This is a genomic window from Falsiruegeria mediterranea M17, from assembly GCF_900302455.1.
Classification (GTDB): domain Bacteria; phylum Pseudomonadota; class Alphaproteobacteria; order Rhodobacterales; family Rhodobacteraceae; genus Falsiruegeria; species Falsiruegeria mediterranea.
On the sequence record NZ_ONZG01000007.1, the window covers coordinates 88,694 to 103,162 of the forward strand.

A 14,469-nucleotide genomic window follows, 5' to 3' on the forward strand; every position below is an offset into this window, starting at 1 on the left:
GTATCCCGCTAACCTTCTTGCAAGAACTCGAAGAACGGCTTTCCTTTCATCAGCAATCCATCGTTGTATCCGTTGGCACATCGGAAATAGGCCATGTGGGGTTTCAAGCCAGCTACATCTACGGCCATGCTTGCAAGGTTTCCTCGAAAGCCGATGCGCTCGAACTGCTTGGCAGTTGCGAATCTGACCCCATGGACTACCCAGGTTGAAAGAGCTTCGGACCAATCGTGCTTTCCAGCGTCAAAATGCGATAGGAACTGAGAAGATAGCACGACCCCCATCCCAAATTCTCGCCCTTCGAGCATAAGATTCATAAGCACATCGAAATCGCGGTTCATGGCGTGGTGCGCCTCGTCGATCAGCACGAAGGAATCGACCTGTCTCCGGGTGACGCCATCTTCCCCCTTAAGGAAAGGCGACTTAGGTCGAGTTTTCATGTAATCTGCATAGAGATGATCAAGAAACATAGTGGCCACGATATCGACGATATCCTGACCAGCGTCAGCAAGGTCACCCAGTGTGAGCACTGTTGTCCGATCAAAAACTTCGACGAAGCTCGCTGTCTTCGAACTATCCTTTTCAAAAACTTCCAAGTCCTTCAACAACGTTAGGACAGATATCACAGAGTCACTCTTTCCATGAGTGGAATATTGGTTGAAAACGTCATCTATGGTGGGGAAAATGCCCTCTGGGCAGTCATCATAAGCCTGCATGATCGACGCGTAGAGGTCATTGCGTTGCACGTGGCCAATCTTTGCCACTCGTCTCAGCAGGTCAGCGAAAAAATTCGCACGTCTGACTTTGTCCCGTGAAACTGAGCGCGCATCCGACAACGCGGGAGGAATGGCAAAGAAATTCACTGGTAAACGGTGAGTATCAAGGATCTTACCTCCGACCGCCTCAATGAACCCAGGTTTCTGATAGTCTTCTTTATAATCGAAGATGAAGAATTTTGGGGGCACGTTTCTGTTCGACGCACCTGAATTTGCAATCTGGAAGACAAAAGATTGGAGAAACTGGGTTTTCCCCATCCCCAGATCGCCCACCACGCCGACATTGAGTTGGTTCAACCGCGTCTCACTTGGTTTGAACCATACGCTCCCTACTTTGCTTCCGCGCTCGTCAGAGCCGACGAGCACTTCGATGCCCTGCGAAACTACCTCGCCTCGGCCTGGGAGCTGGGCGCTCGGCACCGCAACACCCTCGGTCACTGAGCTTGTTTCATCAGAGATTTTAGCACCTTCTGACTCGGCAACTACTTCGTCTTTCGACTCCTCGACTCCCGGTTCCTCCGCAGATTGTCGTTCTCCCCCTTTTTCTGGTCTTGGATCCTGATTTTCTTTCAGGGTCTTTTCAACCAGCGGCGACAATTCTTGGCACACGGAAGTTTCGATTTCTGTTCTCAGCGCCGCGAGTTTGTCAGGGTCATCAACAACTATCGGGTTTGCAAAGAATTGGTCCGGGGCACCCGTCGCCCCGCTTCGTACCTCGTAAAGATCCCCTCCTCCAGCGGATGCGCCCGTTTGGAACCACAACAAGGTGCCCGGAGAAGTGTGCAATACCGCCTGGCCGTTCCCGATTGCCTCCAACGCCTTGACATCCTGTTCGACGTTTTTAGCCGCGCCCTTAGGTCGCAATGCGAAGGCAACCTCGACGAGGCTGGCGATTGCGGCATTGACCAATTGGAGACCGCCCTCAGTTGCCTCGTAATTCGTGCAAACCCGCCTCAATACATCGGCTGAGGACGAGAGTTGATCCAACGGATCGCTCAGACTATCTGTCCCCACCCCGGGGAAACTGTTCCCATTGTCGCCTCCTCGCATCTTGATTTCCACAGGGTGCAGAAAGACCTGAGTCTTGTCGCCGCCAGATTTCAAAGACAACAGGAGAAGGTCGGCCCTTCTTTGTTCGTCAGCCTTTTTCGCACCGTGTCCAATTAGGTCCAGCAACGGGTAAACCGCGTCTACGGGAACGACGCATCGGGCCTCGCCTTCCGGCGCATTTTTCTCCCAGGACATCAACGTCAAGAACGCCAACCAAAATCCCAGGGCGCCTTGGCTTTGCGTGTGTCCCATGGTCAGCAACGACGAAAGCCCGATGCCACGTGTGCCCAGCGAGGCTACAAGTTGGGCAACCTCGTCTGTTGACCGAGCCATTCCCGCCTTGTCCAGAATTCCACCAACTTCCTCGGCAAGCGCGTGAGACGGCTTAGCCAAGACCGTGTATGGATGCGTCGAGGAGATCGACGATATCGCACCACTTTGGTTTTCGCGCGATAGGAAAGCTGGCCTCCATTCCCACAGGTAAAGACCTGCAGCAAGGTTTCGCAGCTGGAGAGATAGAGCTGAGGGGTCAAGATGCCGGTTCCCGGTTATCGTCCAACGCGCAGTGCCAGAAAGAAGGTTATCGCCGATAGATACGCCAGCCATGAACCGTGGGTGTCCACCCGTTAGCCCCAAGCTTTCAAAACCGGACAATGCTGAGGCAAACCCCTGAAGTCCAACGAACGACTTTTCCCCGAGGGAAACATCAAAACTGGATTGATTGGCGCTTAGCCCCTTGTTGCTCCAAATGCGTTGCCGAGAAATTGGCAAACCTCCACCCGAGGTTCCAATCGTTTCCCCGTCGTCCATAACCTCGGGCGCAGAAAGCGTGACGATGGAGTCCTCTATGAACTGGACGTCCACTTGTTTGCGCGCCGCTGAGCCTGGCAAAGAGGTCCATTCGAACGGGACATTTCCACCACGTGATCGAACAGAGAGAGCATCTGGATCAATGCGACCAAGAACAGACGAGGCGGAGGGAGGGAGCCCCTTTCTCCGGTTATCGTCCAAAATTCTGATCCCACCTGGGAGCGTACTGGTATTTCGAACTAACAGTTGGCTCGCCGCGGCGACGATCGCCTCGTCTGTCTCAGCATAGCGCTCTCCATTGGCAGGCGCGGTTAGGGAAATTCGAAGCTGCGGAGAGGCGGGGAAAACCCTGAGGAAGTCCCTCAAGGCAGCCTCAACGCCCCCTTGGTCCAAACCAGATGGCGTTCCAAAAGGCAGGTCACGACCCACGAGGTGTATCGCGCGCCCTCGGTGGTTTACGTGGAACTCGGTTCCAACCAGCAGGGACCAACCCGCGAAGAACTCTTGAGGTCCCGCTGCCAAGCCCATCGAGATCCATCGTGTTGCATCGCGAACGGAAGGCCCGATGACAGGTAACATCTCACCGTCAATGAAACGCAAGAAGGACCCGGAGACCTTTCCATAGATATCGCTTCGAGCGATCTCATCGGTTGCATTCTGGATGCTCCAAAGCCAAGCAAAACGGAGTGGATGCAAAGGGGAAAGCAACGCTCCCTCTGGGTCACCGCGCCCCCTGTCAAAGAGTATGGCGGAGAACGGGTAGGCATGCATCCTACTTGCCGCGGTCCCATCGGATGCGCCAAGAAGATCATCGTATGCTGCAAGGTAGGCTTCGACGCATTCGATCTCGATATTTCTCAAGTCGAGCGCACTCGGCCACTGGGAAATGTCGGTTGTCCCGCCAATGGCCCCAAGTCCCAGGTTGGCGAATGCACTCCAAAACTTATTGTAATCTGTAACTTGTGGGTACCGGACGTTCACGATCCCTGGGAAATCTGCAAAGGCACTTACCTGCTCATTCCAGGCAATCGTGTCTCCATTCTGGGAATTCGAATCCAATACAACTGTGCCAAGACACGATTTCACCTGTTCACTTGGCTCCGTGGCGAGAACTTGCTCCTGGTACCAAGCTTCCAGGTATCCCCTCGGATCAAAAAGTAGTTCCCTCCTTAGATCATCTCCTGCTGGAACGACACTGTCACCCAGTACCGCAGCGTATACCGGGTTTACTTGGCCATGTTCGATTTGGGGCGCTGAAATCTGGAATACGTCTTGGTCGATTGAAAGCTCTCGATCGCCCCCGATGTTTCCCAGCCTATACCTGTTTTTCTCCTCGGGAGACGCCACACGCAGCGAAGATCCTTCGCTCCAAGAGGGAACTGACTTGTTCCCAACAACGATGAGATCGGAATTCGAACGCGGCTCAGTTAGCTGTAGCTTGACCTCGCCAGCTGTTTCTCGATCAATCGTTACAACAGACGTGTTTTCGTCAAAATTGAACGGTGTTTCATCGCAGAAAACTGCACTCGGGTTTCCTCGTGCACCTTTTTCTTCGATCGCGATAATGGATACCCGCCCTGGGTGAGGCACAAAAAGCTTGAGTTGAACTGGTTTCCACTGGCTTGCGTCGGTGGGCTCAACGACGAGGACGATCGGCTTCTCGCGCCATTTTTCGCCCTGCTTCTTGACGGTTCGATGCAACTCGAACTCGACCTCAATTCCATCCTCGGCTTTAAGTGTTTTAAGCAACTTTGCCTTGGTTTTCGAATGCAGCTTCGTGCTGACTTTGCAGGGATCCGTAACACCTTCAGGGAAGTTCACCCCCCGAATTTCCAAGACGAAACGACCCAAGGAAACTTGCTTGTCATTGACCTTCGCGCCGGATTTTCGAGGTAATACGTAATCTATTCCCCGAACGTCCACTTGCTTCATGCGCTGCTTTGCATCTTCTGCGTCCAATTCGTAGAAGACATGATCCGGTGTATCAGGAACACTCGCGGAGAAGAACGCTTTTTCCGACGTGCCTTGCCATGCTTTCAACCTTGTTTCATCGTTTCCAAGGAAACACGAGGCCAACACGGGGTGGCCGAAATTCGCACGAACGCTGGGATATTCTTCGATCGGCAGCTCACAAATTGGATGTCCGTCCGCGCCACCTTCCAATTGGTCGATCAGGTCGATACTAAGCTCAATTTCATCACGCTTGGTCCAACCATCCCGAATACGCTTACCATATCGCTCTGGGCTATTTTTGTCCGCGTATTTAACATCCCCACCATCCGGCCTCGGCAATCCTGCTGCCATGAATACAGCGTTCCGAGCCTTATGAGGGAAACCTTCGGGAATGACCGACAAGGCAGCGGGTAGCGCACTGCAAAGTCTATCGATGTGGTCCCAGAATGAAGAAGTCCACCTAAGACCGTCGTTCCCAACTTCCTCGTGCGCTTTCGCCAAGAACTTGAAAACAAACTCGAGCGTCTTGGCCAAACCATTGCTGTCTAACCCTGGGTAGGTGGAACTTGCGATCCTTTCGGCGAGCGCACTTACCGTCACGATCGCGGGTCCTCGGTTTGCTCCACCTGGAAGCCCATCAGCCAATACGTCACGATAGGCCTCGAGTGATTTTATCTCGCTCACCCGACCTTCCGTCGCGATTAGGACGACAGCCTTATTTTTCGCGCCGTCATCAACAGTTCGCTTCGCGATCGCTTCCCCAATGGCGGTGGGCCCCGAAACCTCGTCGACGACTACAGGGATCCCGCCAAGCTCCGCCAAGCTTCCGGCAACTACGCGCTTAAACGCCTCATCAAAAGACACGGGGAGGATAATCCTGTAAAGCCCAGGTGTGCTGGACAACAATGTTCCCAAGGCATGCGCCAGGATGTTCTCTCTCATACTCAGAACCCCGCCCTTATTTCCAAAGCCTCATCCGCATCGTGACTGCTCCTGGTTAGACCAAATCGCTCGAGGCGAGCCACGAGCGTAGATTGGGCAACTTCCATTCCAAGTGCTCTTAGGGACTTCTGCAGATCCGCCATTCGAGCAATGCGCCCGGGTTTGGACGCGCACATGCTCGCCACTGCCACCAGCCATTCTTGCCCGGGTTCAACAACCGTGAAACGGCCCGCACCACGTAGTAATGCATACAAGTCAGATTTCTTGTTCTCGCTCCGATCAAGAAGAGAATACCGGATCGTTTCCTTTAGGTTTTTGCCCCCCCCGGAGATATCCGCCTCGAGCGCTTCGGCGACATCTTGCGCGATGTTTTGCCCGGACTCCTCAATTGCACCACGCGCGGCTCGCAGCCATTCAACGAGACCGTTCTCAACGTCATCAAAATCACAAGGAGGCCTGATTACGGGTGGCTTTTCTACCCCGTCTTCGACAGACGGTTTCGCCAGCCTATCCAAGAGCTCCAAGCAAGCAGATCCTTCCGCCACGAGCCTGTTAATAGTTGGGCCAACATCTGCTTCCGATGTGCCGTGCCTGTCATCCCAGGCCAGGAGGCGATTTCCCTCGTCCATAGCTATGGACACGGTTTTCTCCGGGTTTCGTTCTGCCACCAGACCAGCGACCATTCTCCTCGCCAAGTGCATCTCGAAGAGAAAACCAGCCCCGATGGCTGTACGTGCAATACATGAAGCCCAATCCGTCCAACGTCTTCTCGGCATGGCGTCAATCCACCCGGATGAACAAAGGTTTCCCCAACTCTCGGCAAACCAATGGAACGGTGTGCTTGGGTATTGTTCGAGCCATCTCGGAACCCGAATTCCTGTTTTGAGTGATTGCGTGCTTTTCTCGACGATCGCTGCTGGCGCGTCTTTCAAGTCTGTGGGCAAGAGCACTTTGATGGCCTCAACAGCCCAGGCCGGAATTCCTCCTTGGCCAGCACCATTGACGGCCCCTACCCATTGGGACGCCGCCGATCTCGAACCTCCACCCAGTGCATACATCTGCTCCACGATCCGAGCGATATTTGCAGGGTTGTCTTTGCCCGTTACACCGCGTCTTTCTTGAAGCAACGCGGCTTCTATCATGAGTGGGGTTGCAGTTGTGCGCGCCGAATTTCGGGAAGTGGGTGCCTCAATATCATCAAGAAGACACCTTACCGCGACATCTCGGTCTTCGGCCTTCCTGATACCCAACTGTTGCTCCAGCACCGAAGCTACTTCCAAAAACCTTTCATCGCCCATCTTTGGTCGCGTTTGAAAAGGGTCAACTCGGTTCCCTGGCTTGGTTACATTTCGAACAGAATAAACAATTCCTTTTGTTCCTCCCCCTTCATCCAACTTCGAAGCGCAATGGGGTGGTGCAAGGGACCACGCCAACTCAGACATGAAAAGTTCTCGCGAAGGGATATATTCCGGGCGGTTCAAACCAAGGAATGAGGTGTCTTTCGCCATGCTAATTCTTTCTACTATCGCGACGAGACTACGTGGCGGCCGCGGATAAACTGGTATCGTCTCGAATTGTCTCGATCCGCGAGCTGCCCGGCAACAAGACCTGCTCGCATGCGCTCAATTCGTGGTTCGATCAATGACAGAGAATCCGTAAATCCATGCCCACCTTTGCGAGCAACCGCTTCCCTCAGGAGGTGAAAATCAAGCACTGCTTCGACAACCGGTTTCGGTTCTCTGCCACGCATGGTTTTTTCAAAAGTAAGCTCAATACGGTCTCCTGCTGTCGATGCTCTCAAGTCAAAATCCCTGCGCGACAATTCAATGTAGGAACCGGCTGCGGCCCCATTGGCAGGTTCAACACGAGGGCCGAGTATCGAGAAATATGTTTCACCCCGCTGGCCATCACCTGGCATGACAATCTCAAACAATGCATTCTCGAGAGCCGATGACAGGGACCCTCGTTTGTTAGCGTCAAGCCAAGATTCTTGCCATTCGGAAATCAAACTGAAATGTGCAGGCCAACCACGCGCGAGACCGACCATCCTGTAGAAGTACCGACCATACCAACCCAGGAGCCAATTACGTCTTTTCATCGTCGCCTTGTCTCGCCCTGGCTTGGTTTCTTGTAGGACCGCTCGTTCGATTTCTGCATCAAGAGGAGTCCAGATAGCAGCAAACCTGGGATCCTTCGCCGCGAGCATTTCTCCCGGCTTTCGCCCTTCTTCGATTTCCGAAACAAGTTCTGCGATTTCGCGATAGCCTTCGCCATCGCTTGGGCCAAAATCACGAAGCGGGTCAGCCAGCGTCATGGCCGCGAGCGCTTCGTTCGAGGTCAATGGCCAATCAAAGTCGTCTACCGGCACAAGATCGTCATCGGCATCGCTTGGCTTTCCGGCATCAAAGAGCAACATGTGAGCTCTCAATCGACCGAGCCCCAACAAGGCCGAAAGTCTCTTATCCTTATCTGTTGACCTCGCTTTACCAATCAAGCGTTCCACATGGCTCGAAAGCTTGGCAAGAGTTTCAGGGGCGGCAGGACCAACGATCGAATGGACATACAGCGCCCACAATTCGCGATAGGTAAAATGGGTGCCCGAGACAACTTCGGCCCCCCTGGCCACGGCGCACCAGCCCCTGGCCACCAATGAAGACGAAAGAACCTTGGCATTGGCCAATATTGGATCGAGCTCATCGTCACCATGGGCATCCAAGAAATTTCCACTTGTCCCAGATACGCACACCCCAAATGCCAGCTTGGTTTCCGTGCCACTTTCGGCATCGAGAGGCCTTACATCAATCGGGTCTAAACAAACCGGGCCTTGAAGGTTTCCCGCTTTCTCTCGCACTGAGGGCCATTCTTCCAAGAGCGAGGCATGGTCCATGAAAACCACGTGGACTTCGGCTACCGTGTCTTGTTCCGTCTTGATAACCCCATAGGAGTAATGGTCCGTTTGTGCCATTTCCTGCACCTCTAAATGCAATTCACAGCTTTTCTCAAATTCTTGACCAAGCAACCACGCGATGATAGCCCCGGCGGCAGCCTCGTAGCCCTTATACGCGATCGAACTTAGACCTCTCATTTCATTGATTAGAACGCCCCTGTTGACGCATGCGAGCATGTGATCTCCCCGCTCCATCGAGCGGACCAGATCATTCACCAGCGGGGATGTAGATTTGCCTTCGGGCTGAATAGTGGCGTCGTTCAAGACATTGAGGCGCTTTCCACACTCGAGCTCGTATTCGTAAAGTCTCTGAACACCTCCAGCGTGGCCAATCAACTTGGCTGTCTCAAGCCTCTGAATGGTGTCGGCGGCCAGTTTAGATTTGCCGTTACCTGCTCCGCCAACCAACAACACTATGGTCGAAACCGAGTCCGAAGAATCTTTACGAGTTGCACTGAGTACAAGGCGATTACACGCTTCCAAAGCACCGGGTGCCGATGGGCCATCGACCCATCCATCGACCGAGGCTGCCACGCCAGGCGCAGCGGCAGTTCCAAGGCCCCCAAATGAACGTTCAAGTATCCAGTCTGAGTATGACATTAGCCTCAACACAACTCTTGCGAATATTCCACGAGATCTTTCTCGCACGGTTTCGGCGGTTATCCAAGCTCGTTGAAGGCATGCTGATAATCCAATTCGCCAAGGCCATGAATACGCCCAGAGCTCCTCGTAACTACTTGAAACTCAATTGCTCTCGAGAACAGATTAAAGGTAACCGGTGCGCTGGTCACACGGGTTTGGGGTAGTTCCAGGGTAGCAACTCGTTGATGTCCGTTTGTTTGTGACCTTTGGCGATGGCGGTCAGGACACCTGACAGATAGCCATGGGGCTCGAGCCCGTTGAGTTTACAGGTCTCGATCAGGGACGCGATGACGGCCCAGTTTTGTGCGCCAGTATCGTGACCGGCGAAGAGCGCGTTTTTGCGGTTCAGGGCGATGGGACGAATGGTGCGCTCGACTGCGTTGTTGTCGAGCTCGATGCGGCCATCGGCGAGGAACAGGATCAACCCGTCCCAATATTTGGTGATGTATTTCAGGGCTTCTCCGGTTGGCGATTTGACCGAGACGCGGGCGCGGTTTTGGGCGAGCCAAAGCTCGAAGTCATCGATGATGGGTTTTGAGCGTTCTTGTCGTGCAGCATAGCGTTGGTCGGCGCTCAGGCCTCGCAGGTCTTTTTCGATGCGGTAGAGCGCCTGGATTTGCGCCAAGCCTTCCTGCGCGATTGGAGCCTCGCTGGACTGGGTGACATCGTGCAATTTACGCCGCGCGTGTGCCCAGCAATAGGCCAGTGTCACATCCTGCGTAGGGCGTTTGAGCAGGCGGTTGTAACCAGCATACCCATCCACCTGCAGGATGCCGCTGAAGCCGTTCAAAATCTTGTCCGCATGCTGACCGGATCGCCCCGGCGCATAGGTGAAGGCGACACCGGGCGGGTCCTCGCCGCCCCATGGCCTGTCATCGCGGGCCAAGGCCCAAAAGTATCCGGTTTTGGTGCGTTTGCGTCCTGGGGCAAGGACTGGGGCAGGCGTTTCATCCATGAAGAGTTTGGTGGAACGCTTCAGATCGACCATCAGGGCGTCATAGACCGGGGTCAGTTCGAACGCCGATTTGCCGACCCAAGCAGCCAAGGTCGAGCGATCCAGGTCAATGCCCTGGCGGCTGTAAATTTGGGCCTGCCGATAAAGTGGTAAGTGATCCGCATACTTCGAGACGAGCACATGGGCCAAAGTGGCCTCGGTTGGCATGCCGCCTGCAATGATATGGGCGGGTGCCGGGGCTTGGGCAATCCCAACCTCGCAGGACCGGCAGGCGTATTTTGGGCGGCGGGTGACAATGACCCGGAACTGGGCGGGGACAATATCCAGCCGTTCACTGACATCCTCGCCGATAACATGACGCTCGGCCCCGCAGGGGCAGGAAAGCTCAGGCTCAATGACTACTTCCACCCGCTCCAGATGCCTGGGCAGTGATCCCCGGTTGGTCTGGCGCGGCTTCGGTGGTCGAACGGGTGCGGTGCGTTCGTCCGCATCAATCTCAGCTTCGACCTGAGCGATGGCCGTCTCGATATCTTCGAGTTCCAGTTCGTATTGGGCTGGATCTACTTTCTCGGATTTGCTCCCAAAGAGTGCCTTCTTGAAGGAGGCGACCAAGGCCTCAAGCCGCGCATTCTGGTCCTGTTGCGCACGGATGATCGCCTTCAGTTCGGCAATGTCATCGGGCAATTCGTCAGGCATATTCATGCCCGCTTCCATAACAAAACAAGAGGATAATGACCCGCGCAAACACCTCCGTGAGTCACTCCGCCGCAGCAGGTTCTGCCACCTCCAAGGGCTGCACCCGCCGCCAATCCAAACCCGCAAAGAGCGCTTCAAACTGGGCCGCTTCCAGGCGCATCACCCCGTTCTTGATCGCGGGCCATTTGAAGCTGTTATCCTCAAGCCGCTTGTACGCCATCACCAGCCCGCTGCCGTCCCAATAGATCAGCTTCAGCCGATCCGCCCGCTTGGCGCGGAACACATAGACGGACCCGTCGAATGGCTTCTGGCGCAGGTGGCTTTGCACCAGAGCGGCCAGCCCGTCATGGCCCTTGCGGAAATCCACCGGATCGCTGGCCACAAAGATCCGCACCTTATGAGTTGGTGTGATCACGTGGACAGGGCCCTTGCGATCTCGGCAATCCGTGTCGCGGGTGTTGTGGCATCAAGACGAACGGTGACATTGCCTTTGATCACATCAATCGTCCTGGACGACGTGGTGGGAAAAGGCTCGGCTACAGGCGCAGGCGTCTCGATCTCAACAGGAACAAAATCCATCCCCTCCAAATTTGGAAGAACCAGCTTGCCTTGCCGCGCCATCCGTCGCCAATCAGACACAGTGCTTGGGATCAGCTCATATCGCTTAGCAACCGCGTTGACCGTCTCGCCCTCAATCAACGTCTCCGCCACGATCCGCGCTTTCAGCTCCGGAGGCCAATCTCGCTTACCGTCCGAACGCCGCGGCACCCTTGCCAGAAACTCGCTTGTAGCTCCCATCGAGAAACTCTCCACAATTCAAAGAAGCCCATGAATCGCAGATCAGCCGCTATGCCGTAAGTGTGGGAACACGACACCGGTTACGATTAAAGTGGCTGAAATGCGAAAGTCGATAAGCAACGCCCATCATCTCAGGAGAACAAGGAATTCCGTTTGGTTTGTGAATCTCGATGCCGGGATTTGTTAGCATTTCACGAGTTCGAATGTTTTCAAGTCACCCCACAGGCGCTCTGCGTCACCCCTGATGTCACCACTAAGGCGCAACAATAGTGCGCTTTCCCTGCGCGCATGCCGAACATTCCGCCTTAGGGAGGCAAATTGCAGTCGGTCTCCTAAGAATTTCCCGTTATCACTATCACATGCAAACGAGAACCGAACTTCGTTCCGTTTCAAATATGTGCGAGCAGCCTCCTGTGTCGGGAAAACATTCGGAGCGGCCTTCGCCAGGCCATCCGGCGACAATCTAACTCCACCTGATCCGAGCAAACCGTCGATAGCCGCAGCTTCAATTCGACGCGGAGATAATTCTTGCCACGAAATCAAATCATCAACCGGCATTCCCGGGATCGGAATGTTGCATCCAATGATCACCCGTTTTGGATAGGACGATCGGGCCAGACGAAGGCGTTCAATCAACTGACGAGTTGAGAATTCGCGCGACTGCAACTGCAAACGGCGGACGCGCTGGTCGGGGTGACAAGGTGCCTGTACCGCCTTGGCTGATCCATTCGTCATTTCGTAAGGCACCGTGGCGGTAGGCATCCGAAGCATACCGGTCTCATCAGGCTCGATTAGTTCAAGCGGCTTCCCTGGAGTATCTCCCCAAAGCGCCCGTGCCTGATCCTCCAGCGCTGTTACCGGCAATTCCTCTCGTCCCATGACGACGACGCTCGAGCAGTCCTTGTACCTGTTCGAACCGAGCGCACGACCTCCAAACCACAACCATTGGGCTCCGTGCAACTTTGTCTCGAGCATGAATTCGGAAACCTGTTCTTCGGTCATTCCATCGAAGGAGTGCCCGGCATCCTTGAAGAATGCACGGACGACCTTGCGTGTCGCGCCGACCAGCACACCACTACCCTGTCCCAACTTGTCGATGAGCACTTCCCGGGCGATGATCTGCCGCCAAGTTTCCCGAATGCCAGGCTTGGTCAGCAGGCTCCCATTCGTCATGCGACGGTCATGAAGCTGTGTGATTTTTGCATTGGGACGAAGCGCGACTTCGTGCTTTGCCCGTACATCACAGCCGAGGGCAGAAAGGATGTCGTCGTCGGCATCCGCATCAAGCACCAGCATCGGTTCGGAATGTAAAAGCTCCTTGCGGCGCAGTATCCGGATGAAATGCCTGTCACCATCCGTGCGCAGGCGAAGCCGCTCTGTCTCTGAAAGGCCGGCCTCCTTTGCATCAGCCAAGACAGACCAAATCGCCGAAAACTTGGAGACCTGACGAAAGCAAAACTCGGCATGTTTCAGGAGATGGTCTTGAAGAACACCGCTCTGATCAGGGGCCAGATCGGGGTCTGGTGCCTTTCCCTGCCATTCCAAGGCGGAAAACTTGGAATAATCCTCGGATGTAAACGGAAGAGATAACGGAGACGAGCCGTCAATCAACGCCGCCACGACCTGCTTGGCGGCATCCAGTAGGCCCGCATGGTCGCTGGCCATTGACCTTGGAAAAAAGGTGCGAGGCTCGATGAAAGCTACAGTCGAAACATCCCTGATCGACAGGAACTGCTGCCAAAAAGTTTCGTCAACGATCCGCAGATCGCATTTCTCGACCGGATCTGGCAGTGAAAGGTAGTTTGTAGCGAGGAAAGCGTGCTCCGCCTCGGTGCGGAATTGTTGCAGATATGCGCAATGGGAAAAGTGCAGGCACCGTTGCTCGTTCCCATCCTCATCAACGCGCCTACAAAAACTGTCACGAACACCGATCCCCAAACGGCTGGCGCGTTCAACAAGATCGACTTTAGCACACATCGTTCCCGAGCCATCTGGGCGCTTAGCGGAACGGCCACGTATTGCTTGCGCCTTCAGGCCAAGATCGCGAGCCTCGTTGGCGGCTTCCTCGGCAAGATCCAAGGTTGGCAAGTGGAATGACACGCGGCATTCCTCGTCCCGGCGCGCCTTTTCCGCCATCAATAGCCTTGCCAGTCGGCTTTTCCCTGCCCCAGGGCTTGCGCGACATACAACGGTGGCAACGCCGCAGGTTGTTTCTGCACAGCTTGCGAGAACCTCATCGGCACCTTCCAATGCTTCGCGCAGATCGCCGTCCACCTCCGTAAGTGTGGTGAATTTGGTTTTTGGCGTTGGCAAGTCCGTGTCGAATGCACCCTGCCCAGTAAACCTTCCAGATCCGTCCCTCAAAACACCAGTCGAGGAGAAATTCATATTCATCGTCAGTTTTCCGTTTCATTTCAACTGACGGGGAAGTCGGTCTGTTGCGGAAACCACGGAAACAGCGGTTTGATCCGGAAGATTTGGGGCAGACAGGAAATAGATTTCTTATTACTGGCGTGACCCATTTTTCGGTCACGACAAAGCTCCGACAAACAAATATCGGCGACCAAGAACACAAACAAAGGACCGCAATTATTATTTCTTAGAAAATTTCCGCTCGGCGCTTCAGGGAACCATTTCCTCTCCAGAAAAAGGGAGGAAACCAATGAAAACGCCAAAGTACTACTCAACCAACGAAATCGCCGAAATATTCAAGCGCGACCCGCACACGATCCGGGACTGGATCAACCACGGCTGCCCGACACCGAACGGGCTGGTCAAGCTGCAGGCAGCAAAACTGGGAAAATCCTGGACAGTCAAAGACGAGTGGCTCGCGGTCTTCGAGCTTCGAGTCCGGCCTGAGATCGGAAGGCCGGATCTCGACCTCGATTAACCAATCACCCTTT

At 54.6% G+C, this 14,469-nt stretch carries 8 protein-coding genes; 1 reads left to right on the forward strand and 7 read right to left on the reverse strand.

Annotated elements, in window-relative coordinates; all coding sequences use genetic code 11:
- Positions 1–8 precede the first annotated feature (8 nt).
- The 7 genes from TRM7615_RS14440 to TRM7615_RS14470 all read right to left on the reverse strand — a co-directional run bounded on the left by TRM7615_RS14440 (position 9) and on the right by TRM7615_RS14470 (position 13,960).
- Positions 9–5,528 carry an ATP-binding protein gene (locus TRM7615_RS14440; protein ID WP_108788745.1) on the reverse strand — a complete coding sequence of 1,840 codons (5,520 nt, stop codon included), beginning with the start codon at positions 5,526–5,528 and terminating at the stop codon, positions 9–11.
- Between the two features lie 2 nt (positions 5,529–5,530).
- The gene (locus TRM7615_RS14445) at positions 5,531–7,036 is read right to left on the reverse strand and encodes a hypothetical protein (protein ID WP_125133692.1); all 1,506 of its coding nucleotides are present in this window, start codon (positions 7,034–7,036) and stop codon (positions 5,531–5,533) included.
- Between the two features lie 14 nt (positions 7,037–7,050).
- A complete protein-coding gene (locus TRM7615_RS14450) occupies positions 7,051–9,009 on the reverse strand; it encodes a hypothetical protein (RefSeq protein ID WP_125133693.1) in 1,959 nt (652 codons plus the stop codon).
- Between the two features lie 253 nt (positions 9,010–9,262).
- Positions 9,263–10,774 carry an IS66 family transposase gene (tnpC, locus tag TRM7615_RS14455; protein ID WP_108789100.1) on the reverse strand — a complete coding sequence of 504 codons (1,512 nt, stop codon included), beginning with the start codon at positions 10,772–10,774 and terminating at the stop codon, positions 9,263–9,265.
- A gap of 55 nt (positions 10,775–10,829) precedes the next feature.
- Positions 10,830–11,183 (reverse strand): IS66 family insertion sequence element accessory protein TnpB, encoded by a 354-nt coding sequence (gene tnpB / locus TRM7615_RS14460; protein ID WP_108788751.1) that lies wholly within the window; start codon positions 11,181–11,183, stop codon positions 10,830–10,832.
- Positions 11,180–11,566: a transposase gene (locus TRM7615_RS14465; RefSeq protein ID WP_108788753.1), complete on the reverse strand. Its 387-nt coding sequence runs from the start codon at positions 11,564–11,566 to the stop codon at positions 11,180–11,182. Before TRM7615_RS14465 ends, tnpB begins: the two co-directional genes overlap by 4 nt.
- Before the next feature lie 183 nt (positions 11,567–11,749).
- A complete protein-coding gene (locus TRM7615_RS14470) occupies positions 11,750–13,960 on the reverse strand; it encodes a hypothetical protein (RefSeq protein ID WP_108788756.1) in 2,211 nt (736 codons plus the stop codon).
- A 268-nt stretch (positions 13,961–14,228) separates the two neighbouring features.
- On the opposite strand from TRM7615_RS14470, the gene TRM7615_RS14475 reads away from it, so the two are divergent.
- Positions 14,229–14,456, forward strand: a complete 228-nt coding sequence (locus TRM7615_RS14475) for a helix-turn-helix domain-containing protein (protein ID WP_108788758.1) — start codon at positions 14,229–14,231, stop codon at positions 14,454–14,456.
- Positions 14,457–14,469: the final 13 nt, after the last annotated feature.